The organism is Streptomyces sp. NPDC101393 (assembly GCF_044767385.1).
GTDB lineage: Bacteria > Actinomycetota > Actinomycetes > Streptomycetales > Streptomycetaceae > Streptomyces.
The window spans coordinates 539,293-562,486 of sequence record NZ_JBIWNU010000003.1 but is presented as its reverse complement, the minus strand read 5'-3'; the positions used below and the strand labels follow the sequence as shown (position 1 = coordinate 562,486).

The 23,194-nt window shown below is 71.9% G+C and carries 24 protein-coding genes; 9 read left to right on the top strand and 15 right to left on the bottom strand.

All coding sequences use genetic code 11. The features are described 5' to 3' along the window. Nucleotides 1–2: 2 nt before the first annotated feature. Nucleotides 3–1,031: a methyltransferase gene (locus tag ACIRQ7_RS12315; protein WP_404261994.1), complete on the top strand. Its 1,029-nt coding sequence runs from the start codon at nt 3–5 to the stop codon at nt 1,029–1,031. 77 nt (nt 1,032–1,108) lie between these two features. On the opposite strand, the gene ACIRQ7_RS12310 is transcribed toward ACIRQ7_RS12315, so the two are convergent. The 7 genes from ACIRQ7_RS12310 to ACIRQ7_RS12280 all read right to left on the bottom strand — a co-directional run bounded on the left by ACIRQ7_RS12310 (nt 1,109) and on the right by ACIRQ7_RS12280 (nt 6,378). After that, nucleotides 1,109–1,441 (bottom strand): TcmI family type II polyketide cyclase, encoded by a 333-nt coding sequence (locus tag ACIRQ7_RS12310; RefSeq protein WP_401466982.1) that lies wholly within the window; start codon nt 1,439–1,441, stop codon nt 1,109–1,111. A gap of 35 nt (nt 1,442–1,476) precedes the next feature. Continuing rightward, nucleotides 1,477–1,956 (bottom strand): SRPBCC family protein, encoded by a 480-nt coding sequence (locus tag ACIRQ7_RS12305; RefSeq protein ID WP_404261992.1) that lies wholly within the window; start codon nt 1,954–1,956, stop codon nt 1,477–1,479. Nucleotide 1,957: 1 nt separating this feature from the next. After that, entirely contained in the window at nt 1,958–2,224 is a 267-nt protein-coding gene (locus ACIRQ7_RS12300; protein ID WP_401466976.1) for an acyl carrier protein, read from the bottom strand. A 16-nt stretch (nt 2,225–2,240) separates the two neighbouring features. After that, on the bottom strand, nt 2,241–3,491 hold the full coding sequence (locus ACIRQ7_RS12295; protein ID WP_404261989.1) for a ketosynthase chain-length factor: 1,251 nt from the start codon (nt 3,489–3,491) through the stop codon (nt 2,241–2,243). Beyond that, nucleotides 3,488–4,756 carry a beta-ketoacyl-[acyl-carrier-protein] synthase family protein gene (locus ACIRQ7_RS12290; RefSeq protein WP_401466970.1) on the bottom strand — a complete coding sequence of 423 codons (1,269 nt, stop codon included), beginning with the start codon at nt 4,754–4,756 and terminating at the stop codon, nt 3,488–3,490. The genes ACIRQ7_RS12295 and ACIRQ7_RS12290 overlap by 4 nt, the downstream gene beginning before the upstream one ends. Further along, complete coding sequence (locus ACIRQ7_RS12285; protein ID WP_401466967.1) at nt 4,753–5,187, bottom strand: cupin domain-containing protein; 435 nt, start codon at nt 5,185–5,187, stop codon at nt 4,753–4,755. Before ACIRQ7_RS12285 ends, ACIRQ7_RS12290 begins: the two co-directional genes overlap by 4 nt. Nucleotides 5,188–5,250: 63 nt before the next feature. Next, nucleotides 5,251–6,378, bottom strand: a complete 1,128-nt coding sequence (locus ACIRQ7_RS12280) for a SchA/CurD-like domain-containing protein (protein WP_401466964.1) — start codon at nt 6,376–6,378, stop codon at nt 5,251–5,253. A 269-nt stretch (nt 6,379–6,647) separates the two neighbouring features. Here ACIRQ7_RS12280 and ACIRQ7_RS12275 point away from each other — a divergent pair, with 269 nt between their 5' ends. The 3 genes from ACIRQ7_RS12275 to ACIRQ7_RS12265 all read left to right on the top strand — a co-directional run bounded on the left by ACIRQ7_RS12275 (nt 6,648) and on the right by ACIRQ7_RS12265 (nt 10,195). After that, nucleotides 6,648–8,279, top strand: a complete 1,632-nt coding sequence (locus ACIRQ7_RS12275; RefSeq protein WP_404261987.1) for an FAD-dependent oxidoreductase — start codon at nt 6,648–6,650, stop codon at nt 8,277–8,279. A 399-nt stretch (nt 8,280–8,678) separates the two neighbouring features. Continuing rightward, the gene (locus ACIRQ7_RS12270; protein WP_404262309.1) at nt 8,679–9,722 is read left to right on the top strand and encodes a WD40/YVTN/BNR-like repeat-containing protein; all 1,044 of its coding nucleotides are present in this window, start codon (nt 8,679–8,681) and stop codon (nt 9,720–9,722) included. Nucleotides 9,723–9,868: 146 nt separating this feature from the next. Next, entirely contained in the window at nt 9,869–10,195 is a 327-nt protein-coding gene (locus tag ACIRQ7_RS12265; protein ID WP_404261985.1) for a hypothetical protein, read from the top strand. A 161-nt stretch (nt 10,196–10,356) separates the two neighbouring features. Here the strand turns inward: ACIRQ7_RS12265 and ACIRQ7_RS12260 are convergent, their stop codons facing one another. Further along, nucleotides 10,357–10,863 carry a MarR family winged helix-turn-helix transcriptional regulator gene (locus ACIRQ7_RS12260; RefSeq protein ID WP_404261983.1) on the bottom strand — a complete coding sequence of 169 codons (507 nt, stop codon included), beginning with the start codon at nt 10,861–10,863 and terminating at the stop codon, nt 10,357–10,359. Between the two features lie 73 nt (nt 10,864–10,936). Continuing rightward, entirely contained in the window at nt 10,937–12,856 is a 1,920-nt protein-coding gene (locus ACIRQ7_RS12255) for an FUSC family protein (RefSeq protein WP_404261982.1), read from the bottom strand. Between the two features lie 247 nt (nt 12,857–13,103). Here ACIRQ7_RS12255 and ACIRQ7_RS12250 point away from each other — a divergent pair, with 247 nt between their 5' ends. Beyond that, nucleotides 13,104–13,766 carry a TetR family transcriptional regulator gene (locus ACIRQ7_RS12250; RefSeq protein ID WP_404261981.1) on the top strand — a complete coding sequence of 221 codons (663 nt, stop codon included), beginning with the start codon at nt 13,104–13,106 and terminating at the stop codon, nt 13,764–13,766. 85 nt (nt 13,767–13,851) lie between these two features. Here ACIRQ7_RS12250 and ACIRQ7_RS12245 read toward each other — a convergent pair whose 3' ends face one another. The 4 genes from ACIRQ7_RS12245 to ACIRQ7_RS12230 form a co-directional block, all read right to left on the bottom strand. Next, on the bottom strand, nt 13,852–14,163 hold the full coding sequence (locus ACIRQ7_RS12245) for a hypothetical protein (RefSeq protein ID WP_404261979.1): 312 nt from the start codon (nt 14,161–14,163) through the stop codon (nt 13,852–13,854). A 640-nt stretch (nt 14,164–14,803) separates the two neighbouring features. Continuing rightward, nucleotides 14,804–15,607, bottom strand: a complete 804-nt coding sequence (locus tag ACIRQ7_RS12240; RefSeq protein WP_403672787.1) for a DeoR/GlpR family DNA-binding transcription regulator — start codon at nt 15,605–15,607, stop codon at nt 14,804–14,806. A 138-nt stretch (nt 15,608–15,745) separates the two neighbouring features. Next, a complete protein-coding gene (locus ACIRQ7_RS12235; protein ID WP_404261978.1) occupies nt 15,746–16,627 on the bottom strand; it encodes a ketose-bisphosphate aldolase in 882 nt (293 codons plus the stop codon). Between the two features lie 54 nt (nt 16,628–16,681). Continuing rightward, complete coding sequence (locus tag ACIRQ7_RS12230) at nt 16,682–17,587, bottom strand: SIS domain-containing protein (RefSeq protein WP_403672790.1); 906 nt, start codon at nt 17,585–17,587, stop codon at nt 16,682–16,684. 331 nt (nt 17,588–17,918) lie between these two features. Here ACIRQ7_RS12230 and ACIRQ7_RS12225 point away from each other — a divergent pair, with 331 nt between their 5' ends. From ACIRQ7_RS12225 to ACIRQ7_RS12215, 3 genes are all read left to right on the top strand, one after another. Then, nucleotides 17,919–19,361 (top strand): sugar porter family MFS transporter, encoded by a 1,443-nt coding sequence (locus ACIRQ7_RS12225; protein WP_401466937.1) that lies wholly within the window; start codon nt 17,919–17,921, stop codon nt 19,359–19,361. 218 nt (nt 19,362–19,579) lie between these two features. Beyond that, nucleotides 19,580–19,993 carry a hypothetical protein gene (locus ACIRQ7_RS12220; protein ID WP_404261976.1) on the top strand — a complete coding sequence of 138 codons (414 nt, stop codon included), beginning with the start codon at nt 19,580–19,582 and terminating at the stop codon, nt 19,991–19,993. Continuing rightward, entirely contained in the window at nt 19,966–20,256 is a 291-nt protein-coding gene (locus tag ACIRQ7_RS12215) for a hypothetical protein (protein WP_404261974.1), read from the top strand. The genes ACIRQ7_RS12220 and ACIRQ7_RS12215 overlap by 28 nt, the downstream gene beginning before the upstream one ends. A gap of 358 nt (nt 20,257–20,614) precedes the next feature. On the opposite strand, the gene ACIRQ7_RS12210 is transcribed toward ACIRQ7_RS12215, so the two are convergent. Then, nucleotides 20,615–20,914, bottom strand: a complete 300-nt coding sequence (locus ACIRQ7_RS12210; protein ID WP_401466931.1) for a YciI family protein — start codon at nt 20,912–20,914, stop codon at nt 20,615–20,617. Between the two features lie 142 nt (nt 20,915–21,056). On the opposite strand from ACIRQ7_RS12210, the gene ACIRQ7_RS12205 reads away from it, so the two are divergent. After that, nucleotides 21,057–21,791 carry an endonuclease V gene (locus tag ACIRQ7_RS12205; protein ID WP_404261972.1) on the top strand — a complete coding sequence of 245 codons (735 nt, stop codon included), beginning with the start codon at nt 21,057–21,059 and terminating at the stop codon, nt 21,789–21,791. Between the two features lie 133 nt (nt 21,792–21,924). Here the strand turns inward: ACIRQ7_RS12205 and ACIRQ7_RS12200 are convergent, their stop codons facing one another. Then, nucleotides 21,925–23,115, bottom strand: a complete 1,191-nt coding sequence (locus ACIRQ7_RS12200) for a saccharopine dehydrogenase family protein (protein WP_404261970.1) — start codon at nt 23,113–23,115, stop codon at nt 21,925–21,927. Nucleotides 23,116–23,194: the final 79 nt, after the last annotated feature.

The window sequence follows — 23,194 nt, the reverse complement described above, 5'->3', positions numbered from 1 at the left end:
GAATGACCACCGTGAGTTCCACCCCCCAGCCGGCCATGCAACTGCGCGAACTCGTCTTCGGCGCCGCCTGCGCCGCGGCCGTACGCGCCGCGGCCAGACTCGGCGTGGCCGACGCCCTGGGCGACAAGCCCGTCACCGCCGACGAACTCGCCATCGCGGTGAACACCGAACCACGCCCCCTGCAACGCCTGCTCCGCGCGCTCTCCTGCTACGGCGTCTTCGCCGAGACCGAGGGCGGGAAGTTCGAGCACACCGACATGTCCCGGCTGCTGCGCGACGACGCCCCCGACAGCCTGCGGTACATCGCCCTGTGGTGCACCGAACCGTGGACCTGGGAGGCCTGGCCGCGGCTGGACGACGCCGTGCGCTCCGGCCGCAGCGTCTTCGACGACCTCTACGGCAAGGGCTTCTTCGACTATCTCCACCAGGACGCCCGGGACTCCGCCCAGATCTTCAACCGGGCCATGACCACATCGAGCCGGCAGTCGGCGCAGGACGTCGCCGACCTCCTCGACCTCACCGGAGTGTCCTCCGTCGTGGACATCGGCGGCGGTCAGGGACACGTCCTCGCCGGCCTGCTGGAGAAGCATCCCGGTATCGAGGGCACCCTGCTCGACCTGCCCACCGTCGTGGCCAAGGCGGACCCGCGGCTGCTGGACGGCGGTGCGCTCGCCGATCGCGTGGCGATCATCCCCGGCGACTGCCGCGACGACATCCCCGTACAGGCGGACGTCTACATCATCAAGAACATCCTGGAATGGGACGACGACAGCACGCGCAGGACGCTGCGCAACGTCATGCGGGCCGCCCGGCCCGGCGCCCGGGTTGTGATCATTGAGAACCTCGTCGACGACAGCCCCTCGATGAAGTTCACCACCGCCATGGACCTGCTGCTGCTCCTGAACGTCGGCGGGGCCAAGCACACCAAGGAGAGCCTGATCAGCCGGATGACCGCGGCCGGGCTGGTCGTCGGCGACATCATGCCGGTCAACGCCTACCTGCACGCCTTCGAATGCACCGTCCCCGCGTGACCGAGGACCGCTGAGCGGCCACACGCGTGGGCGCCCGCCGGGGAGATCCCCGGCGGGCGCCCTGTCGTGCGGACCGCTCAGCGGTTGCCGTCCCGCTCCCAGCTGTAGAACTGGCGGGCCATCGCGTCCTTGGGCCCGCGCCAGGTCTCCGGGTCGTACGGACTGACGAACGCGGACAGCTTGTCGCTGATGGCACGGAACTCGGGGTGCTCCGTCACCTTGGCGATCTCCGGCCCCGGCGGGCGCTCGGATTCGATGAGGTGCAGATACACGTCCCCGAACTGGAAGAGGCTCCGCCGGGTCACACCCACCAGGTGCGGCAGGTCCGTGCGGTCGGAGGCGCTGAACACCTCGGCGATGTCCGTGGCCGACTCCGGAGCCATCCGGGCGACGATCAGAGCGTGGTGCATGCGGGAGATCCCTTTCGTTGCCGCGGACGGGGCCGTCAGTTGGGGGTGACGGGGGCGGACCGGAGCTCGCGGTCGCGCTGTTCGATCTTGTCCCGGATGAGTTCCATCTGGACGCGCGAGTTGCGGTTGATGTGGGCGGTCATGCCCGCGTCGTCGACCGGGGCCTCGGGCTTCATCGCGAAGTCCTGGGTCCAGAACATCGCCGTACCGCCCGGGGTGTCCGCGTACCGCCAGTGGATGTCCATGTGCTCGAACGGGCCGGTCTCCACCCGCCGGGCCTTCACGGTGAGCCCCTGGCGGTCGGTCACCCGCTCCGAGACCCAGCTCCAGACCGTGCCGTTGTCGTCCGGGTGCATCGTCAGCCGGAAGGTCGTCTTCTCGCCCTCCCGGGAGAGCACCTCGACCGACGCGTACTCGCTGAACAACTGCGGCCAGTTCTCCAGGTCGTTGGTCATCTTCCAGACCAGGTCGAGCGGGGCCGCGATGGTGATGTCGTTCTCGGTGTGGCCGGGCATGTCAAGCTCCTGTCGCGAGTGCGGTGTTGGTGAGGTCGATGAAGTCGCGTGGCGTCTTGCAGCGCTCCGCGTCATCCGGCATCGAGCGGCCGTGCCGGTTCTCCAGCTCGCCCACGATCCCGAGGAGGCCGAGCGAATCGAGACCGAAGTCGGCGAACGTCGCGTCCGGCCGGCTCGCCATTTCCTTCGGGTCCACGGTGACGCCGGCGGCCGATTTCATCAGCGAGGCCAGCTCGTCGATGGTCAGTTGAGCGGGTTGAACAGTCATGAGGGGTCTCTCCTTCTCACGAGGGGGTCTCGGTGCCGCGCCGCAGCACGAGCGCCGCGTTCGACCCCATGAGTCCTCGGCTCAGCACCAGCGCCGTCCGCAACTCGGCCGGGCGGGCCCAGCCGGTCACCAGATCGAGGTCATGGCACACGTCGACGACATTGGGAGTGGGCGGAATGACGGCGTTCTCCATGGAGAGCACCGCCGCCGCCGTGTCCAGGACCGGCGCACCGCAGTACGCCCGGCCGGTGCCGGTCTTCGGCGCGGTCACCGGGACAGGCGTGGCACGCCCGCCCAGGACATCGGCGATCGCCAGCGCCTCGGCACGGTCCGCCGCCGGTACGCCGAGCGCGTCGGCGAACACCACGTCGATCTCCTCGGGGGCACACCGCGCGTCATCGAGCGCGCCCCGGATGGCGTGGGCCAGCCCCTCCCGGGACTCCTCCCACCGGGAGGCCCCGGTGAAGGTCGCGGAGTGCCCGGCGACCACGGCGCGCACCCGTGCCCCGCGCTCGCGTGCCGCCTCCTCCTCCTCGACCACCAGCATCGCTCCGCCCTCGGCGGGCGCGAAGCCGCAGGCACCACGGGTGAAGGGGCGGTAGGCGCGGGCCGGATCGTCGCAGGTGCTGAGGTCCTCGTACCCCAGCTGGCAGACGACCGAGTAGGGCGCCAGCGGTGCCTCCGCGGCACCGACCACGACGGCGTCGGTGCCGCGCGTGATCGTCCGGCTCGCATGCGCGAGCGCGTCCAGGCCGCCCGCCTCGTCACTGGCCACCACCCCGCACGGCCCCTTGAAGCCGCCGCGGATCGAGATCTGGCCGGTGCTGGCCGCGTAGAACCAGGCGATGGACTGGTACGGGCCGACGTAGCGGGACCCCTGGCCCCACAGCCGTTGCAGCTCCCGCTGCCCGAACTCGCCACCGCCCGACCCGGCCGCCGTCATGACGCCCACCGCGAACGGTGAGCCGTTGTAGTCGGCCCGGCCCATACCGGCGTCGTCCAGCGCGAGGTTGGCCGCCGCCATGGCGAAGTGCGTGAACCGGTCGGTCTGGACGAGGAACCGTTCCTCGATCAGCGCGCCCGGGTCGAAACCGCGGACCTCGCCCGCCACGCGCAGGGGCAGGTTCTGACACCCCTCGCGCGTCACCACGTCCAGGACGCTGATGCCTTCCTTGGTCGCCTTCCAAAAGGCCTCGCAGTTCACCCCGTTGGGGGCGATGACTCCGATGCCCGTGACGACGGAACGACGTTCTTTCAGGGGGCTCATCGTGCCCTCCCACCCGGTCTGGTCAGGACGACCGCTGACTGGAAACCGCCGAACCCGCTACCCACCGACAGCACCGACCTGAGCGGCAGCGCACGCGCCGTCCGCGGGACGTAGTCGAGGTCACAATCGGGGTCCGGCGTCTCGTAGTTGGCCGTCGGTGGCACCACTTGATGGGCGAGCGCCAGGATGCACGCGACGATCTCGATCGCCCCGATCGCACCCAGCGAATGGCCCACCATCGATTTGATCGAACTCATCGGCACCTTGTACGCGTGCTCGCCCAGCGACCGCTTGACCGCCGCGGTCTCGTGCCGGTCGTTCTGCTGGGTGCCCGAACCGTGTGCGTTGACGTAGTCGATCTGCGAGGCGTCGACCCGGGCGTGGCCGAGGGAGCGGTTGATGGCCTCGGCCATCTCCAGGCCTTCCTGGGTGAGACCGGTCATGTGGTAGGCGTTGCCGAACGTGGCGTAGCCGCGGATCTCACAGTGCACGGTCGCACCCCGGGCGCGGGCGTGCTCCAGCTCCTCCAGCACGAGCACGGCACCCCCCTCGCCCATGACGAACCCGTCGCGATGGGCGTCGAACGGCCTCGACGCGTGGGCCGGGTCGTCGTTGTTCGCCGACGTCGCCTTGATCGCGTCGAAACAGGCCACGGTGATGGGGGAGATCGGCGAGTCCGAAGCGCCGGCGACGCACACATCGACCCGGCCCTCCTCGATCGAGTGGAACGCGTACCCGATCGCGTCCAGGCCCGAGGTGCACCCCGTCGAAACGGTCTGCACCGGACCATGGGCACCGATCTGCTCCGCCACGGCCGACGCCAGCGAGCTGGGCGAGAACGCCCGCTGCAGATGCCGCCCGGCCGGCCGGTGATCCACATCCCACCGCTGCCCGGAGCCGCTGACGGCGACGTAGTCCTTCTCCAGGCGCGTGGTGCCACCGACCGCGGTTCCCAGGGACACCCCGATACGCCAGGGGTCCTCCGCCTCCGTGTCCAGGCCGGAATCGCGCAGTGCCTCCTCGGCGGCGACCAGCGCGAACTGGATGTAGCGGTCCGAGCGGTCCACCTGTTCCTGGCTCAGGCCGTGCGCCGCGGGATCGAAGTCGCACTCGGCGGCGATACGGGAGCGGAACCCCTCCGGGTCGAAGAGGGTGATCCCCCGGGTCGCCGTACGACCGGCGGACAGCAGGTCCCAGAAGGCGGGCACGCCCACCCCGCCGGGTGCGACGATGCCGATGCCGGTGACTGCCACGCGCAGAGTCATGACACCGGCTCCGTTCGTTCAGGGGGCCCCGCCTGCGCGGCGTCGTCCGTGCCCTCGGTGTCCACGTGGCCGAGCTCCGGCCGCGGGGCGAGCGGGCCCAGATGGAACACCATGCGGGCCTCGACGTCCCCGACGTTGCGGAAGCGGTGGCGGACATGAGGGGGGATCAGCAGGCCCTGGTCCGGGCGCATCGGGTGCGCCACTCCGTCGAGATCCACCTCCAGTGCGCCGTTGACGACGTACACGAACTCCTCGGAGTACGGGTGGTAGTGCTCGCCGATGCGCTCCCCGGGCTGGACGAGTGCCATGCCCATGAAGCCGCTCGTGGCACCCACCGCGCTGGGCGTCAGCATGGCGCGCAGATCACCTCCGCGGCGGCGGTTGGGCTGGGTCTCGCTGAGGTCCACGATGCGTGGGCGGTGCGTGGTCATGACTGTTCCTCCAAGTGCGGGGTACCGACGGGGATCGGGGGATCGGTGACGCCGGGGCGGGGCTCACGTGTGGTCGGAATCCGGTGCCCGGCGGTCGGTGATCAGGTCCATGTCGGCGCGCGCGAGGAAGTGGGCCAGCTCGCGGTCGGTCGTCAGACCACCCGCCGCATCGGAGTCGAGCAGCCGCCGCAGAACGGCGAGCTTGCGCGGGCCGCGTACCCCGAGCGCGAACACGGGCTCGCTCTCCAGGGGGACGCGGAGGTCGACGAGCCGGACCACGACATCGTCGCGCTGGAAGACCGTGCTGCCGCTGATCGGGCTGCGGGGGTCGTCCGCCGCCAGCTCGTCCTGCCGCGCCAGCAACCGGGCCAGCGCCATGCCGCAGCCCTCCTTGGCGGGGTAGAACAACGCGTGCCGCCGTACGTCGCCCTGTCCGGGGCCGCCGGCCGCCACGTGGTGCACCGCCGGAAGCGCGGCCCGGGTGAAGAACACCCGCGCGGAATCCGGGTCGCTGAGATCCCGGTCCTGCTCCAGATACGGGTTGATGGCCTCCTCGACCGCCCTGATCTCGGGCTGGCGGGAGACATGGCGCAGCGCGGCGACGAGGTCGCCCTGCACCTCCACGGCGCGCACGACGCGGTTGCCGTGCATGAAGAGCGAGGTGCGGCGCAGCCGGGTGGTGTCGTCGACCTGCGACTGCGGCGAGGTGTAGCCGGCCAGGATCTCGGCGACCATCGACTCGCTGCCGGGCTTGACGGTGAAGGTCAGTGCGTGCCGCACCACTCCGTCACCGACGCGGGGGGAGGCCTGGAGATTGCCCTTCGGGGGCTCGGGGGTGGCCGACGCGATGTTCGACGTCTCCCGCAGCACGCTGAACCGGAGGGACCGGGTGTCGCGTACGCAGCCGTGCAACGGCTGCACCATCTCGACGTGTTCCTCGCTGTTGACCCAGGCCAGGAACGGCGGCGCGCTCTCCCACTCGCTGGTGATCAGCCACTGCGAGGGGTTCTCGATGGACTGGCACAGCTGGTCGGTGATGTGGCCCGGCACGGACGCGACCTGGTTGCGCAGCTGCTCGTACGCTTCGAGGAAGCGCTTCTGGGCGCCGTCTTGAAGGTCCAGCAGAAGAACGACCCGGATTCTGGAGCCGTCGAAAGCGGACTGGGATATTCGTTCCGAGACCGTTGTCATCCTCTACGCATCTCCTTCGGGCCGGGGTGGCACCTTTGGTGCGTCGTCAGTGGCCGGTGCAATCCGAGTGACTGACCCGCCGTGGTCGGGCGGCCGGCTCCGGAATCGGAGGGGTGCCGTCCCGGATCCGATCGTGGTCTAGACCCGCAGGGGGCGCGATTTCTCTGGGCCATGCGGGTGAACCATGATCGAAGCCGGCCCGGGCCGGGCATGGAAACTCCATCTCGTACGTGCCCCTTCCGTACGCACCGCTCGAGCTGGAGCACGCCATGAATTCACAGGCCGAAGTCAGGGTCCCGGTACTGATCGTCGGCGGGTCCCTGGTGGGCCTGTCCGCCTCGCTGTTCCTGGGGCGCCTGGGCATCGCGCACATGCTGGTCGAAAAGCACTCCGACACCTCCCGCCACCCCCGCGGTCGCGGCAACAACGTCCGCACCATGGAGCTCTTCCGGGTGGCCGGGGTCGAGTCGCAGATCCGCGAGGCCGCCTCGGTCCTGGCGGACAACCACGGCATCCTGCAGGCCGGATCGCTCACCGGCGACGACCAGGAGTGGCTGTTCAAGGAGATCGATCCGGGCGGCGGGCTGGCCCGCTTCAGCCCCGCCGGGTGGTGCCTGTGCAGCCAGAACGACCTGGAGCCCGTACTGCTGCACTGCGCCCGCGAACTGGGCGGTGACCTGCGCTTCTCCCACGAACTGATGTCCTTCGACCAGGACCGGGACGGCGTCGGCGCCCTCGTGAAGGACCGGGAGACCGGCGAGCACATCACCGTGCGCGCCGACTACCTCATCGCGGCCGACGGCCCCCGCAGCCCCGTGCGCGAGGAGCTCGGCATCGGCCGCAGCGGACCTGGCGACCTGTTCCACAACGTCAGCATCACCTTCCGGGCACCGGCGCTGGCCGACGCGGTGGGCGACCGCCGCTTCATCGCCTGCTACCTGACCAACCCGGAGGCCGACGGCGCCCTGCTTCCGGTCGACAACCGCGAGCAGTGGGTCTTCCACGCCCCCTGGCACCCCGACCGGGGCGAAACGCTGGAGGACTTCACCGACACCCGCTGCATCGAGCACATCCGGCGGGCGACCGGCGTACCCGGCATGGACATCGAGATCACCGGCAAGGCCCCCTGGCACGCCGCGGAACGCGTCGCCGATCGATACGCTGCGGGCCGCGTCTTCCTGGCCGGCGACTCCGCCCACGAGATGTCCCCCACCGGGGCGTTCGGCTCCAACACCGGCATCCAGGACGCCCACAACCTCGCCTGGAAACTCGCCGCCGTCATCAACGGCTCCGCCGGCCCCGCCCTGCTGGAGACGTACGAGGCGGAGCGGCGGCCGGTGGCCCGTGTGACCAGCGCCCGCGCCTCGGCCCGCTCCGCCGAGCACAGCCACCCGGGATACGACGCCCCCACCGGAGGCGGCCGGCAGAGCGGCGTGCTCACCGTCGCCCTCGGCTACTGCTACCCGGAGGGCGCCGTCGTCGACGCCGATCCCGAACTGCCGGTGGTCCCCGAACGGATGCGGCTGACGGGCGAGCCGGGCACCCGTGCCCCGCACATGTGGCTGCACCGCGCCGGTGTCCGGCTGTCGACGCTGGACCTCTACGAGCGGTCCTTCGTCCTGCTCACCGACGCCGAGGGCGCGGTGTGGCAGCCGGCCGCGGAGCGCGCCGCCGCACGGTGGAACGTACCGCTCGAGGCCTACCGCGTCGGCACCCGGCCGGACGACGACCTGGCCCCGGCGGACGGCGCCGGCGACTGGGCCGAGATCCACGGGACGAACCCCGGCGGCGCGGTCCTCGTCCGCCCGGACGGATTCGTGGCATGGCGGGCCGAGGGCCCGGTGGCCGACCCGGAGGCGGCGCTCCACGAGGTGATGGGATTCCTGCTCTGCCGCGGCTGAGCACCCCTGACCGACCCGCCCGGCCCGCGCGCCCCTGATCCAGCCGTTCCGTACGGCCTGGAGGGGGTGCGCGGGCCGGACTGCGTGAGCCGGGCCGGCGGGTCCGGCCGGTCAGGTGGGGCTGGACTGCGGGGGTGGGCTGGGCTAGCTTCCAGCGCAATGACGCCCGGCGGGACCTGCGCGATACCAGGTGCCCAAGGGGCGTGTGGCGCACGGGAGTTGAGCGGGGTGGGGCGGGTGCGGAGCGCGCGACGCGGGGCGTACGGACGCGGCGGGGCGGACGGTAAGGGGCGGCTGCCGGACCGGGGCGGCCAGGGACGGGCCGGGCGGCCCGTGCTCCGGCGCCGGGCCGCGCGCTGGGCGTCCGTCACGGTCGCCGTCGCCGCACTCGGCGCGGCGGTGAGCGCGTCGGCCGGCGCCCGGCCGGCGCCCGGCGCACCGTCGGCCACGCCCTCGGCCGCCTCCCTCCCGCACGCCGGATGGCATCTCAAACCCAGCGGCAGCACCGCCCGCTTCCGCGGGCTGGCGGCCGTCAGCCGGACCACCGCCTGGACCGCCGGCACCGAAGGCACCGTGCTGCGCACCCGCGACGGCGGCAGGCACTGGAGCGATGTCTCGCCACCGGGCGCCCGGACGCTGGAGTTCCGTGACATCGAGGCGCCCGACGCGCGCCACGCCGTCGTCCTCGCGATCGGCGAGGGCACGGCCTCGCGGGTCTTCCGCACCGACGACGGCGGCACCACCTGGACCGAGAGCTTCCGCAACACCGACCCGCGGGCCTTCTACGACTGCCTGACCTTCTTCGACCGCCGGCACGGCATCGCGCTCAGCGACCCGGTCGACGGCCGCTACCGCATCCTGTCCACCGGGGACGGCGGCCGCAGTTGGCGGGTGCTGCCCTCGGACGGCATGCCGGCGGCGCAGCCGGGAGAGGCCGCGTTCGCCGCCTCCGGCCAGTGCCTGGTCTCCGCCGGCAGCCACGACGCCTGGATCGCCACCGGCGGCGCCGCCGCCTCCCGCGTCCTGCACACCGCCGACCGCGGCCGTACCTGGACGGTCACCGACACGCCCGTCCCGGCGGGCGACCCGGCCCGCGGGGTGTTCGCGCTCGCCTTCCGCGACCGCGCCCACGGCCTCGCCGTCGGCGGCGACTTCCGGCCCGGTCTGCCGTCACCGCGGGCCGGGGCGGTCAGCGGCGACGGCGGCGCGACCTGGACCGCGGCCGCCGCGCCCCCGAAGGAGTACCGCTCCGGCGTCGCCTGGCTCCCGTACTCACGCCGCGCCGCGCTGGCCGTCGGCCCGACCGGCACCGATGTGACGGCCGACGGCGGGCGCACCTGGCACACCGTCGGCACCGGCTCGTACGACACCGTCGACTGCGCGCCCGACCTGGGGTGCTGGGCGGCCGGCGAACGGGGCCGGATCGCCCGTCTGGAACCCTGACGGGAGCGGGCCGCCGGCCTGGCCGAAGTCCCACCGGCCACCGCCGGCCGTCTGCGATCCTGTCGAGCGACCGTCACGCGTACCGTCCGCCCCGCACCGCCGCAGGGGCGGCCACGCGTGTCACCGCACGACAAGGGGAGGCGGCAATGCCGTTCATCGGCGAGACCTGGCGGGTGGAGCGGGGCGCGGAAGTGGTCGGTGAGATCACCGTCACCGAAGCGGACTGGCCCTGGCTGAACGGGCGGTTCGCGCCCGGCCCCGCCTTCGCGGAACTGCGGCCGCACTTCGCCCGCGAGCTCGCACTCGTCGACACCATTGACGACGACATCGAGGCCTGGGAGAGCGCCTACGCGCGGGCCAGTGAGGGCGTACGCCTGGTGGCCCCGGCGGGCCCGGTGGCGGAGTTCCTGCTGCACATCGAGGACGACGCGGCGTGGTTCCGCTGGAGCGACGAGCCGTTCCCCAAGGAATGAGCGGCGGTTGAGCGCTGGGGGATCGGTTGAGCGCCGGACGGGTCGGACGGGTCCGACGGGTCGGATGAGGGCGCATCGCCCACGACGGCGCCGCCCTCCCGCCCGGTCCGGGTCCGTCCGGCAGCCCCGGGGGGCCGGCCTGCCCCGCCGGACCGCCGTGCTCAGTCCATCAGGCTGCCGAGCCGTCCCTCCAGAACCACCAGCAACTCACCCAGCGCGGTGGAGAGTTCGTCCTGCCGCTGGTCGCCGATGCCGTCGAGCAGGGCCGCCTCGTACGCCAGTTGCTCCGGCAGCAGACGGTCGATCGTCTCGCGGCCCTCGTCCGTGAGCGACAGATGTGCCACCCGGCGGTCGCGGTCATCGGGCCGGCGAGCGATCAGCCCGCGCTCCTCCAGCTGCCGTACCCGTTTGGTCACCGCGGCCCCGGACGCGAAGGTCTCCCGGGCGACCCGGCCGGGGGTCAGCTCGCGGTCCATCCGGCGTAGCGTGCCGAGGATGTCGAACTCGGGGCGGGTGAGCCCGGCCCGGCGCAGCGGGGCGTCGGCCGCCTGCTGCAGCAGCGCCGAACAGCGGTTGAGCCGCCCGATCACCGCCATCGGGCCGGTGTCCAGCCCGGGAAGCACCTGCTGCCACTGCCGCAGCACCCCGGCGACGATGTCCTCGGTCACCCGCACACTCCTCTCGGCCACACTGCCGTAGGCCCCAATTGTGCCCGCGCTCCGGGCCTGGTCCGCGCCGGGGTCAGGCGGCAGGAGCGGACGTCACCCCGCTGCCGACCAGGCCCGACAGGGCGCGGTGCCCCCGCTGCTCGGCCAGCGCGATCCGCTCCTCCGGGAGCGCCCGCTGCCACCATTCGCCGGCCGCGACATCGACCGCCTCGCGCAGCTCGACCAGGCCCCCGGCCAGCCGGTCGCGGGCCCAGCCGGTCTCCCGCACGCCCTCGGCGCCGGGCGCCGGCCCGGCCGCGAGGAGCCGGTGCGCCGCGGACTCGGCAGCCACCACCCGCTCCAGGGCGATGTGGATACGGTCGGTGGCCCGCCGGTTGGTGACCAGCACACAGCAGGCCATGCCCACGGCCGCGCCCACCACGGTGTCGATCCAGCGGTCGGCGATCAGGGTCCGGGCCGGCAGGTGGGTGCCGAACGCGGTGAGCAGCAGCGCCATCGGCGTCACGCATACCGAGCCCAGCCAGTAATTCCGGGTGATCCAGGCCTCCGCGCCGAGCTGGAAGGCCAACGCGAGGCCCACCATCGCGACCGGGCCGGTATGGATCAGCGGCAGCAGTGCGCCGAACAGCACCAGGCCGAGCAGATTGCCGAGCGTGCGCTGCAGGGCACGCTGCCAGGAGAGCGTGGTGTTGGCCTGGTAGATCGAGGCCGCGGTCACCACCGCCCAGTACGGGTGCCCGACGCCGACCGCCATCGACGCCCAGCCCGCCAGCACACACCCCACGGCGACCCGCGCGCCTATGGGCAGCAGCGGCGAGCCGGGCGCGAGCCGGGCCCGCAACGCCCGCAGCCCCCGCGGCCCGCCCGGCGCGGGCCGCCTCAACACCCCTGCACCGCAAACGACTTGGTGCCCTGAAGACCTCGCGCCCGCTGCCTCTGCACCCACTCCCTCGGAGCTCACGGTCCCGACGCTCGCTGTCCCGACGTTCCAGGCCCCGGCGCTCTCCGTCCCGGTATGTGCCGTCTCCGTACTCGCTGACTCCGTGGCGGCCGCCTCCACCGCGATGCCGGCGAGTTCGTCGGCCTGGGCGACGGAGAGCGTGACCTCGGGAAGCGCGCGTCCGCATCGCAGCTCACGTGCCCACCCGGTGAGCTGCTCTGCCTCGGCACCGGCGCCCTGACCGGTTTCCCTTTCGCCACCGGGGCCGGTCCCGCCCCACGCCGATTCGGCGCGTACGAGGAGCCGTTCGAGGCCGCCGCGCGCCGTCGCCTTCTCCGGGGTGCGGGCCGGGACCAGGAACAGCGTGTGCCATGCGGCGTTCACGGCAGCCGCCGCCGTGTGCCGTGCCTGTGCGATCCGCGCTTGTGCGACCCCAGCCTGTGCGATCCCGGCCGGTTCGGCACCGTCGGCCTCTGCCTCTGCCTCTGCCTCTGCCTCCGCCTCTGCCTCCGCACGCAGCAGACCGGCTGCGGCCTCCAGCGCGCGGGCGGTGGCGATCCGTTCCGGACCCTGCGGACTGACCAGCGACGGCGCCATGCACACCAGCCAGGCGAGCGCTCCGGTGCCGAGGGTGAGCGCGAGGTGCAACGGGACCTGCCCGATCTGCTGGGGCACGAAGAACGCCGACGCCGCGATGAACGTCAGGATGAGGTTCCCGGGCGGGCCGATGCGCGTCGCGTCGCAGACGATCTTGTGCACCGCGGCGAGCAACGAGGCGAGGACGACGAGCAGCACGGTCGAGGTCGTCAGCGACGCGGCGGTCAGCGCGACACCGAGACCGGCGACCATCCCGAGCATCACCCACGGCAGGGTGCGGGCGCGGGCGGCGTACGGAAGGCCATGCGCGTACAGGGCGCACATCGCTCCGGCCGAGGTGTAGAGGATCAGATCCAGCCGGTCCAGGAGGAGCAGGGTCACATCGGGGATCCCGAGGGCGACGACGGCGCTGAGTGCCGGCTTGTGCCAGATGTCGACGGGACGGCGCAGCCGCACGGTGCTCCGGAGGGGCAGCGGACGGGCGCGCACCGCGCCGGCGAACGCGGTGGTCCCTCTTTCCCCGGTCTCTCCGGTTTCGCCGGCAGGTCTGCCCTTTCCTGAAGGTTTGGCGTGTTTCCCCACAGGGGAAGGTTAGCAGATGTTTTACTCGTGAAACATATACCCCGACGTCGGCGATGCACGGATGCCGTCCGGGGCCTGCCGGGGCGGGGGTGGAGTCCGTCGGGGGAGCGACAATGTCCGGGTGCCAACCGCCAAGAAGCCAACCGCCAAGAAGCCCAGCGCCCAGAAGGCCAGCGCCAAGAAGGCGACGACGCAGGCGAGTGCGTCCCCGGAGCGCCGCCGCGAACTGCTGAACACGGCGGCAGAGGTCTTCGCCGCCCAGGGCTACAACGCCACCACCGTCCGCCGTATCGCGGACGAGGCCGGCATGCTCGCGGGCAGCCTCTACTACCACTTCGACTCGAAGGAATCGATGGTGGACGAGATCCTGTCCACCTTCCTGACCGAGCTGTGGGACGGCTACGACGCCGTGCTGGCCGCTCGGCTCGGCCCCCGGGAGACCATCGAGGCCCTGGTCACGGAGTCCTTCCGGGAGATCGACCGGCACCGCGCCGCCGTCGCGATCTACCAGAAGGAGGCCGTGCACCTCTCCGCGCTGCCCCGCTTCGGGTATCTCACCGACTCCCAGCGTCGGTTCGAAAAGGCCTGGCTGGGCACGCTGGAGCGGGGAGTCGCCGCCGGAATCTTCCGCGCCGACCTCGACATCCGGCTCACCTACCGCTTCCTCCGCGACACCGTCTGGGTCGCGGCGAGCTGGTACCGGCCGGGCGGACACCACAGCCCGGAAGAGATCGCCCGGCAGTACGTGTCGATGGTCCTGGACGGCGTCGCCCTGCGGGAATGACCGGGCTCGCGTTGCCCGCCGGCCCGTTCAGCGGGCCTCAGTAGGGATGCGGCAGGGGAGGGCTCGGCGGGGGCTCGGCAAGGCCTCAGCAGGAGGTGTTCTTGACGTACAACGCCCGTGGGCCGGACGTCTTGCCGTAGCGGACATCCTTCGTCGCGCCCTTGGCGAGCCGTCCGTGCGGGTCCTTGCGGTGCGGGATGACGATGGTGAAGCACGAGGGCCGCGCGGCGCACAGATTCGTCAGTCGCACATAGCGCTGGTGGTCCTTGTCGAAGTACTTCCGCACCTTGACGCACTGCTGCGCCGGAGCGGCGGCCGCCGCCTCTGAGGCCGTGGTCAACGCCAGCGAGGCACTGCACACCACCGCGGTCAGGGCGATGGCCATGATCTTCCGCATGCGATCTCCCCCGATGGAATCTCCTTCTGTGAAGACCCTCTCGGTCTTCGTACGTTCATTCGCCATTCTCCATGTGCCCCCGGAGGAAAACGGCCCCGGGTACCACACAGCGGCACAACAGGGACCGTTTTGCGACACGACTGATTCAGAAATCCGGGAACCGGGACGGCACCGGCGTGCAGCCGGGGGCGCGGCGCCGGCGTGCGACCGGGGGCGCGGCGCCGGCCGGGGCGAGCCGGCGCCGGGATCGGCGGGCCGGGGGCGCCGGAGGTGGTGGCGGGGTCGCGAGGCAGGGCGGGCGCGGTGCGGCTGTCCGCGGCGCGGTGCCCGGCCCGCGGTGCGGTGGCCGCGTGCGGTGCAGTGCCCGCGGCGCGGCGGCCCTCAGTGCGGTGCCCGCGGTGCCCGAGGCAGGCCTGATGCCCGGCGCACCCGCCTGGCGCCCTTGGTCGCCACTCTCTGCTCGGCCGCTACTCTGCTCGGCCGTCACTCTCTGCTCGCCGTCGGCCGTCGGCCCCGGCCCGGGGTGCCCCACCCCCTGCCCGCGGTGGCCTGTCCCCGACCCCCGGCCTTCGGTGGCCCGGCCTCCGGTGCCCGCTGCGTCAGGCTCGGCGAGGGTGCGTGCAGGTCTCTCCAGGCGGTGTCAGTCGGTGGCCGACGGGCGCGCGGTCACGACTCGCAGGCCCCGGTCCGAGAACTCGCGACGCGTCGCCTCCTTCGCCCCGCTGTCCGTGATGAAGGTGTCGAAGACGTCCGCGTCGCCGACCCGCGCGAAACAGCGCTCGCCGATCTTCGAGGAGTCCGCGACGACCACGGCACGCCGGGCACGCTCGGCCATGAGGCGGTTGACGCGGGCCTCGGCCTCGTCGTGCACGGTGGCCCCCATCACCGGGTCCACGCCGTTGGCGCCGATGAAGGCGATGTCCACCGAGATCTGTTGCAGCACCAACTCGCTGAACGGGCCGACCAGTTCGAACGACCGTGAGTGCGCCACCCCGCCCGTCAGCACGATCTTGATCTGCGGTCGCACCGCCAGCTCATTGGCGATGTTGAGGGAGTTGGTGACGATGGTCAGGTGCGGCTGCGGGCCCGCTTCCGCGAAGTCCGGCCGGGTGGCCAGCACCCGGGCGATCGCCGTGGTCGTGGTGCCCCCGCTCAGCCCGACCACGTCCCCGCGCTCCACCAGCTTCGCCGCGGCGCGTGCCACCGCCTCCTTCTCCTCGGACCTATGGGCGTGCTTGTACCGGATCGGCAGGTCGTACGCCACCGAGCTGAGCACCGCGCCGCCCCGGGTGCGGGTCAGCAGCTGCTGCTCCGCGAGGGCGTCCATGTCGCGCCGCATCGTCGCGGCCGAGACCTCCAGCTCGGTCGCTGCCTCCTCGACATCCACCCGGCCTCTGTCGCCGAGCAGCTCGAGCAGTGCGTTCATCCGTTCATGGCGCTTCATGGCGCGAGCCTAATTCGTTTCCGGCGGCACGCTGAGGCCAGGTGGGCGTCCCCACCCGGGCTTGCGCCCCTGGGTCCTGACTTTGCGCCGGATTCCCAGGGCTCCCGGCGCGCCTGCCTCACACCGGGTGCCCCTGCCTCACCCCCGGGCCGGTGCCTGGGTCGCGTACTGGCCGGGGACCGCCACCGGGGTTCCCAGCACCTCCAGCAGCCTGGCCGCCTCCTGGGCCACCGCTTCCCGGGCCGGCTTGACGTACTTCCGGGAGTCGATGAGCGACGGGTCCGCGCCCAGCACCTCACGAATGGAGCGGGTGAACACCGACACCAGATGCGTGGAGATGTTGATCTTCGTCATTCCGGCCGCGATGGCCCGCCGCAGTTCCTCGTCGGGCACCCCTGAGGAGCCGTGCAGTACCAGCGGCACCGGCAAGGTCCTGTGCAGCGCGGCGATCAGGTCCTTGTCGAGCACGGCCGTGCGCTCGTGCATCGCGTGCGAGGAGCCGACGGCCACGGCGAGTGCGTCCACTCCCGTCGCGCGGACGAATGCCAGGGCCTCGTCCGGATCCGTGCGTACCCCGGGTGCGTGGACCCCGTCCTTGCCGCCGACCTCGCCGAGCTCGGCCTCGACATAGACCTCACGGTCATGGCACCAGGCAGTGAGGTCGGCGGTGGCGGCGACATTCGCCTGATAGGGGAGTGCGGAGGCGTCCACCATGACCGAATCCACCCCCGCGGCGATGCCCTGGTGGACCAGTCCGGCATCGGTGATGTGATCGAGGTGCACGGCGATCCGGGCGGACGAGTCCTCTGCGAGGGCGAGGGTGGCGCGGGTGATCGGGCGCAGTCCGCCGTGGTAGCGGATGCAGTTCTCGCTGATCTGCAGGATGAGGGGGGTGCCGGTGCGCTCGGCGGCGGTGACCAGTGCCTCTGCGGTCTCCAGGTGGATGACGTTGAAGGCCGCGGCACCGACCCGCGCCTCACGTGCGGCGCCGACAATCGATGAGGTCGGAACGAGGGGCATGGGATCTCGACTCCCTTGCGGACGGAGCGGGTTGAGGGTCGGAGAGGCGGGTGGCTACGGTGCGGCCGGCGCTTCGAGCATCACGGAACGGGTGAGGCTGCGCGGGCTGTCCGGGTCCAGACCGCGGGCGCGGGCCCGTTCCAGCGCGACGCGCTGCACCAGCACCAGCTCGGCGAGCGGATCGCGCGCATGGCTCACGAAGCGTGCGCCGGTCCGGGTGACATCGGCCTCCAGCCCTTCCGGTGCCTGGCCGAACAGCCAGGTGACCCGGCCGGGAGCAGCTATGGCGATCGGGCCGTGGCGGTACTCCATCGCGGGGTAGGACTCCGTCCAACTCTGCGAGGCCTCCCGCATTTTGAGGGCCGCCTCATTGGCCAGGCCGTACGTCCAGCCCGTGCCGAGGAAGGAGAACTGCTCGGCGTCGACCCACTCCTGTTCGAGCGGTGCGGCCAGGGCGTCACGCGCGTCCTGCACGGCCCGCGAGACGTCCGCGCCGAGATGGGCGCGCAGCAGCGTCAGTGCCGTCGTGGCGAACCGGGTCTGCACCACGGACTTCTCGTCGGCGAAGGGCAGCGCGACCGTCTCGTCGGAGATCGCGACGGCCGGTGTCTCGGGGTCGCCGATGACCGTCACCGTCGGGATCCGCCCCTTGACCGCGTCCAGCACCCGCAGCACTTCGGTGGTGGTGCCGGAGCGGGTGATCGCCACCACCGCGTCATAGCCGCGGTCGCTGCCGAGAAATGCCTCGGAGGCGGCGAACGGATCCGTCACGCCCAGCCCGGCGCCCTCGCGCAGCGCGGCGTACGACTGCGCCATGAACCATGAGGTGCCGCAGCCGACGACCGCGACGCGCTGCCCGGCCTTGGGCAGTGGGCCCCCCGCGGCCCCGAGGCGCGCCGCTTCCTGCCAGGTCTCCGGCTGGCTGCGCAGTTCCTGCTCCATGTACGAGGTCCCGCTCATGGCACACCCTCCCGTGATGTGTACGTCCGATGCGCAGCGACGCGACGACCCGGCCGCGAGCGCCTGCTGCTGTGCGTAAAACTGCAAGTTTTGTGTCTGTTGCAAACGACTGTACGCATCCGTCGCACAGGAATCCATCCCTCGTGAGAGTGGATGCGCCAGAGAGGGCGGGAGGATGGATGGGGGATATGTTACCTATTAGGCCTTTTGGGTGAGTGAATGCCCGGCGTGAGGAGGGGGAAGCCATCTGTTGACACCTGCGTGAAACTGATCCAATACTCGCAAGATCAGTCATGCAGCCCGGCCGCTCCGCCGCAACAAAGGACTGCCCATGTCCATTGCCACGCTCTCCGCGACGCCCCCGCCGCCCTCGTCCAGGACCAAGCGCCGTACCGGCAGGCTGTTCGCGCTCACCGGCGCTGTCGTCGGCGTCATCTACGGCTACGACACCGGCAGCATCTCCGGTGCTCTGGTGTTCCTGAGCAAGGACTTCCACCTCACCGAGGCCGAGAAGGGCCTGGTCAACAGCATCCTGGTGTTCGGCTCGATCGTCGGGGCGCTGATCGGCGGCAAGCTCGCCGACGCCCTCGGCCGCAAGGCCGCGATGCTGATCGTCGCCGGTTCGTACTCCGTCTTCGTCGCGCTCTCCGCGCTCGCGCCCAACGTCATCGTGCTCGACGCGGTCCGCTTCCTGCTCGGCATCGCCATCGGCATCTCCATCGTCGCGGCGCCGCTCTACATCGCCGAATCCACCCCGGCGCGCATCCGCGGTGCCTCCGTCGCCGCCTACCAAGTGGCCACGGTCGCGGGCATCGCCGTCACCTACTTCGTCAACTGGGGCCTGTCCGGAGGCGGTCACTGGCGCTGGATGCTCGGCCTGTCGGCCATCCCGGCCGCTCTCGTGCTGATCCCGCTGTTCCGTCTGCCGGACACCCCCCGCTGGTACGTCCTCAAGGGCCGTACGGAACGCGCCGTCGAGGTCATGGCGACGACCGACCCCGATGTCGATCCGCATGCCGAGGTCGCTGCGGTGAGTGCGGCCCTCCATGAGGAGAGCGGCGGCTCGTCGCGTGCGCTGCTGCGCAAGCCGTATGTCCGCGCCACGCTCTTCGTCGTCGGCCTCGGATTCTTCTGTCAGATCACCGGCATCAACGCCGTGACGTACTACAGCCCGCAGATCTTCGAGGAGATGGGCTTCACCGGCAACGGCCAGAACTTCCTGCTGCCGTCCTTCGTCCAGCTCGCCTCACTGGCCGCGACCGTCCTTGCCATCCTCATCATCGACCGGCTCGGCCGGCGTGTGGTGCTGCTCTCCGGCATCGGCACCATGGTCGTGATGCTCGCCGTCCTGACCACCGTGTTCGCGATGGGCGACCTGGAGGGCGGCACGATCTGGGTGGGCTTCGGCGCGATCCTGCTGTTCACCGCCGCCTTCAACTTCGGCTTCGGATCGCTGATCTGGGTCTATGCGAGCGAGGCGTTCCCGGCTCAATTGCGCTCCACCGGAGCGTCGGTGATGCTCACGGCGGACCTGGTGGCCAATCTCCTGATCGCGCAGTTCTTCCCCTCCCTCATGGCCTGGGCGGGCGCGGCGTGGACCTTCGCCGGTCTGGGGGTGCTGGCGGTCGCCGCGCTGGCGTTCGCCTCCGTCACCGCCCCCGAGACCAAGGGGCGTCAACTGGAGGAGATCCAGGGGTATTGGCGCAACGGCGGTCACTGGCCCGCCGGGGAGACCGAGCCGCCTTCGGGCGCGGAGCCCGAGACGGCCTCCTGAGGGACGCGCCGCGCAAGCCCGCCCCGGTAGCCGCACGGAGCCGGGCCGAGCCGGACGGAGCCGGATGCAGCCGGGCCGAAAAGCAGGTGACGCGGCCGGCCATCGGCCCCTGGCATCGCGGCATGGGCGTTTCCTGAGCAGTCGGACACCGATCGAGAATCCGCCCGGCGGAGGCCGCCGGGTGCTGTCCGTGTGCGCTCACCCGCTCAGGAGAACCCATGTCCTTCCCCACCCCCGCGGTTCCGTCCGGCGCGTCCCCCGCTCTCGACCGCCGGATCGAGCGGCTGCGGGAGGCCGCCCGGTCCGAGCCGCGCCTCGGCGGCGTGCTGCTGTACGGATCCTGGACGCTCGGCGAGGCCGACGCCTACTCCGACATCGAGGCCTACCTCTTCATCGAGGACGCGTTCCACCAGGAGTTCGACGGCAGGGAATTCCTGCGCCGGCTGGGGCCGTTGAAGCTGGCATGCACCACCATGTACGGCATCCTCGCGGTCGTCTTCGACGATCTGATGCGGGGAAGTTCCCTCTGGAGGCCGCAGGGCCCGGCATCGCCGAGGTCGCCACCTGGCGGGGCATGGTGCACCTTCCCGCTCCCGATGCCGCCGTGCTGCTCGACCGCAGTGGTCGGCTGAGCGCCGCCGCCCGCACCCTGGCCGATCCGTGCCCGCCGGACGCGGCAACCACCGCCCAGCAGCTGACCGATGAGCTCGCCAACTGGACACTGATGCTCGCCCAGGTGTTGGCCCGTGGTGAGACCGCACGTGCCCATGCGCTGCTGCACGGCGTCGTCGCCCCACAACAACTCAAGCTCTGCCGCCTGTTGCGCGGGATCCACCGCCCACTGGCTCACTCCCAGCGGCGCGCTGGAACAGGACCTGCCGGCCGCCGACCGTGACCGGTACACCGCGACGACCGCGGCTGCCCGTCCCGAGGACGTACGCACCGCGGCGCGCCACCTTGGCAGTGGAGCCGGGAGCTGGCGGCCGAGGCGGCGGACCGCCGACTGGCGACGTACCCCGCGGGACTGCACCACGAGATCGCCGCCTTGCTGGCCACACAGGGCCGCGAAGGCTGAGAAAACCGGGGAGATGGGAAAGGCTGAGAAGGTCGGCACGGCCGGGAGACCGGGGCGGCCGGGAGGCCGGGAACGGCCAGGGAAGGCGGGCGTCCCCCGGCGCGGTGACGTCACCGCGCCGGAAGACGCCCGGGGCGCGCGTCTCCCGGCAGCGGCCCCGCCGCGCACCTGTGGTGCCTCAGGAAGGCAGCTGCTGCTCGTAGTCCTTGAGGGCCGGTGCGGTCTTGGTCGCGATGAACTCGGTGACGCGGTAGTCGCACACACCGGCGACGCTGAACGGGTCCTCGGCCACGAGCCGCTCGAAGCCGGCGCGGTCCAGCCCGACGGCGAGGATCACGCCGCCGTCACGCGGGTTCTTGCGGCCGGAGGCGATGAAGTGCCCGGCGGCGTACTGCGCGTTCAGCCACGCCACGTGGTCCTCCAGGACGGCATCGACGCGCTCGACGGGTGCGGTGTAGGTCAGCTCAAGTACGAACATACGGGCAATATAGACGAGCCGGCCGAGCCCATCGCCACCCCGCCCCGGCGTGAAATCCGCAGGCCGGAGGGGCGCACCGGGCACCGGAGCCGCCACCCGGCAGATGTCCGCCGGGCCGTGATTCGGTAGCTTTGACGCCACCATGGACACTCCCGGAACGATCTCCTGCGACGACGAATTGCGGAACTGGCCTGCCGACGAAGCCCAGGCACGCGCGGTTCAGGACCGGTTGCGGCCGTACGTACGGCTCGACGAGTCCGGCCCGGAGCCGGGGTTCGCGGGAATCGTGGCCGGTGTGGATGTCGCTTACGACGACGCGCGCGATGTCGTCGCCGCGGCGGCCGTCGCGCTGGACGCCCGGACCCTCGCCGTCGTCGATGAGGCCACTGCCGTCGGCCGCGTCTCCTTTCCGTACGTACCGGGCCTGCTCGCCTTCCGGGAGATTCCCACCGTGCTGGAGGCGCTCGCACGGCTCGCCCGCACACCGGATCTCGTGGTCTGCGACGGCTACGGGCTGGCGCACCCGCGCCGCTTCGGGCTCGCCAGCCACCTCGGCGTCCTCACCGGACTGCCCACGATCGGCGTGGCCAAGAACCCCTTCACCTTCCGCTACGCGCCTCCCGGCCCGGACCGTGGCGCGACATCCCCGCTGCGGGCCGACAGGAGCCCGGCCGCCGGGTCCGATTCCGACGCCGAGGAGGTGGGGCGGGCGCTGCGCACCCAGAAGGGTGTCAAGCCGGTCTTCGTCTCCGTCGGGCACCGCGTCGACCTCGACCGTGCCTGTGCGCACACCCTCCACCTGGCGGCCGCCTACCGCCTGCCCGAGACGACCCGGGCCGCGGACGCCCTGTGCAGGAAGGCCCTCGCGCAGGCGTGACGTCGGCGACGCCTCGGCCCTGCGAGGGGCACCTCATGCGCGGACGTGCCGTGCCCAAGCGGACGTGCCGTGCCCAAGCAGCCGGACCGCCCAGCGGACGGAAGTGCCCAAGTGGAGGGTGGCGGCGGCGGGTTCACCCCTGACGGACCACCCGGAAGGTCATGCCCGCCTCCTGGAGGCGGGCCGTCAGCGCGTCCCCCATGGCGACTGCCGTCGTCACCTGGCCCGAGGTCTCCGGCAGGTCGTCGAAGGCCAGGCTGAGCGCCGACTCGGCAAGCATCTTCGCCGTCTCGTCGTAGCCGGGATCGCCGCCCGAGACCTCCGTGACCAGGCGCTTTCCGCCCCCGGACGCCACGAAGCGCACCGTGAACCAGCTCTTGGCCCGGCGTTCCGGGCTCGGCCCGTCACCCGGCTCCAGCCGTCCCGACAGCCACCGCCGCGCGGGCGGCACCTGGGCCACGACGCTCAGTGCCCCGGCGCCCAGCGCCCCGCCCACCGCGATCGGAAGCCGGCGCACGCCCGCGTAGTGGCGGTAGCGGAAGTCCGGGCCGTAGCGTTCCAGCGCGGTGGCCGAACGGGCGACGATCTGCGGATCGAGGGTCGGCAGCGGCACTCCCCAGGCGCGCGTCGCGCCGCTCCTCATGGGCGGCCCGAAGGGCGCCCGCACCGTACGTCCGTCCGGGCGTGGCTCCACCCGCTGCCGTTCGCGGGCGGCCCGCGCCATGGCGACGGGCCGGGAGGCCACGGTCAGGGCCGAGGCCAGAGTGCCGCCGGAGAACGTGGCGTTGGACCGTACGAAGCCGTCGATGCGCAGCGGGACGCCCTCCGGGAGCAGCCCGACGGTGAAGAGGACGCCCAGGTCGGGCGGGACGGAGTCGAATCCGCAGGCGTGCACGAGGCGCGCGCCCGAGGCACGGGCCGCGGCGTGGTGCCGCAGGTACATCCGGTCGATGAATTCCGGTTCGCCGGTCAGATCGACGTAGTCGGTGCCGGCCGCGGCGCAGGCGGCGACCAGCGGCTCGCCGTGGACCAGATACGGGCCGACGGTCGTGGCCAGTACGCGGGTGCCGGCGGCGAGCGCATGCAACGCCTTGGGATCGCTGCTGTCGGCGTGCAGCAGGGGGAGTTCCGCGCAGGCGGGGTCGATCTGCGCGAGCCGGTCGCGCAGCAGCTCCAGTTTGGCGGTGTTGCGTCCTGCCAGCGCCCAGCGGCAGTTCTTCGGCGCATGCCGGGCCAGATATTCGGCGGTGAGCGCCCCGGCGAAGCCGGTGGCGCCGTACAGGACGAGGTCATGGGCTCGTCCGGAGGTTTCCTGCCGTCGCATCGCGCGTCCTCTCGGCCTGGGCTTCGTTGGCTTCGTTCACGGCTCGTGGTTCTGCTTCCACGTCTCCGGCCCGCCACCG

What these genes read in the sequence shown, in the direction of transcription:
- ACIRQ7_RS12315 (WP_404261994.1), top strand. Translation starts at nt 3, where the DNA reads ATGACCACCGTGAGTTCCACCCCCCAGCCGGCCATGCAACTGCGCGAA.
- ACIRQ7_RS12310 (WP_401466982.1), bottom strand. Translation starts at nt 1,441, where the DNA reads ATGCACCACGCTCTGATCGTCGCCCGGATGGCTCCGGAGTCGGCCACG.
- ACIRQ7_RS12305 (WP_404261992.1), bottom strand. Translation starts at nt 1,956, where the DNA reads ATGCCCGGCCACACCGAGAACGACATCACCATCGCGGCCCCGCTCGAC.
- ACIRQ7_RS12300 (WP_401466976.1), bottom strand. Translation starts at nt 2,224, where the DNA reads ATGACTGTTCAACCCGCTCAACTGACCATCGACGAGCTGGCCTCGCTG.
- ACIRQ7_RS12295 (WP_404261989.1), bottom strand. Translation starts at nt 3,491, where the DNA reads ATGAGCCCCCTGAAAGAACGTCGTTCCGTCGTCACGGGCATCGGAGTC.
- ACIRQ7_RS12290 (WP_401466970.1), bottom strand. Translation starts at nt 4,756, where the DNA reads ATGACTCTGCGCGTGGCAGTCACCGGCATCGGCATCGTCGCACCCGGC.
- ACIRQ7_RS12285 (WP_401466967.1), bottom strand. Translation starts at nt 5,187, where the DNA reads ATGACCACGCACCGCCCACGCATCGTGGACCTCAGCGAGACCCAGCCC.
- ACIRQ7_RS12280 (WP_401466964.1), bottom strand. Translation starts at nt 6,378, where the DNA reads ATGACAACGGTCTCGGAACGAATATCCCAGTCCGCTTTCGACGGCTCC.
- ACIRQ7_RS12275 (WP_404261987.1), top strand. Translation starts at nt 6,648, where the DNA reads ATGAATTCACAGGCCGAAGTCAGGGTCCCGGTACTGATCGTCGGCGGG.
- ACIRQ7_RS12265 (WP_404261985.1), top strand. Translation starts at nt 9,869, where the DNA reads ATGCCGTTCATCGGCGAGACCTGGCGGGTGGAGCGGGGCGCGGAAGTG.
- ACIRQ7_RS12245 (WP_404261979.1), bottom strand. Translation starts at nt 14,163, where the DNA reads ATGCGGAAGATCATGGCCATCGCCCTGACCGCGGTGGTGTGCAGTGCC.
- ACIRQ7_RS12240 (WP_403672787.1), bottom strand. Translation starts at nt 15,607, where the DNA reads ATGAAGCGCCATGAACGGATGAACGCACTGCTCGAGCTGCTCGGCGAC.
- ACIRQ7_RS12235 (WP_404261978.1), bottom strand. Translation starts at nt 16,627, where the DNA reads ATGCCCCTCGTTCCGACCTCATCGATTGTCGGCGCCGCACGTGAGGCG.
- ACIRQ7_RS12230 (WP_403672790.1), bottom strand. Translation starts at nt 17,587, where the DNA reads ATGAGCGGGACCTCGTACATGGAGCAGGAACTGCGCAGCCAGCCGGAG.
- ACIRQ7_RS12225 (WP_401466937.1), top strand. Translation starts at nt 17,919, where the DNA reads ATGTCCATTGCCACGCTCTCCGCGACGCCCCCGCCGCCCTCGTCCAGG.
- ACIRQ7_RS12220 (WP_404261976.1), top strand. Translation starts at nt 19,580, where the DNA reads ATGTCCTTCCCCACCCCCGCGGTTCCGTCCGGCGCGTCCCCCGCTCTC.
- ACIRQ7_RS12210 (WP_401466931.1), bottom strand. Translation starts at nt 20,914, where the DNA reads ATGTTCGTACTTGAGCTGACCTACACCGCACCCGTCGAGCGCGTCGAT.
- ACIRQ7_RS12205 (WP_404261972.1), top strand. Translation starts at nt 21,057, where the DNA reads ATGGACACTCCCGGAACGATCTCCTGCGACGACGAATTGCGGAACTGG.
- ACIRQ7_RS12200 (WP_404261970.1), bottom strand. Translation starts at nt 23,115, where the DNA reads ATGCGACGGCAGGAAACCTCCGGACGAGCCCATGACCTCGTCCTGTAC.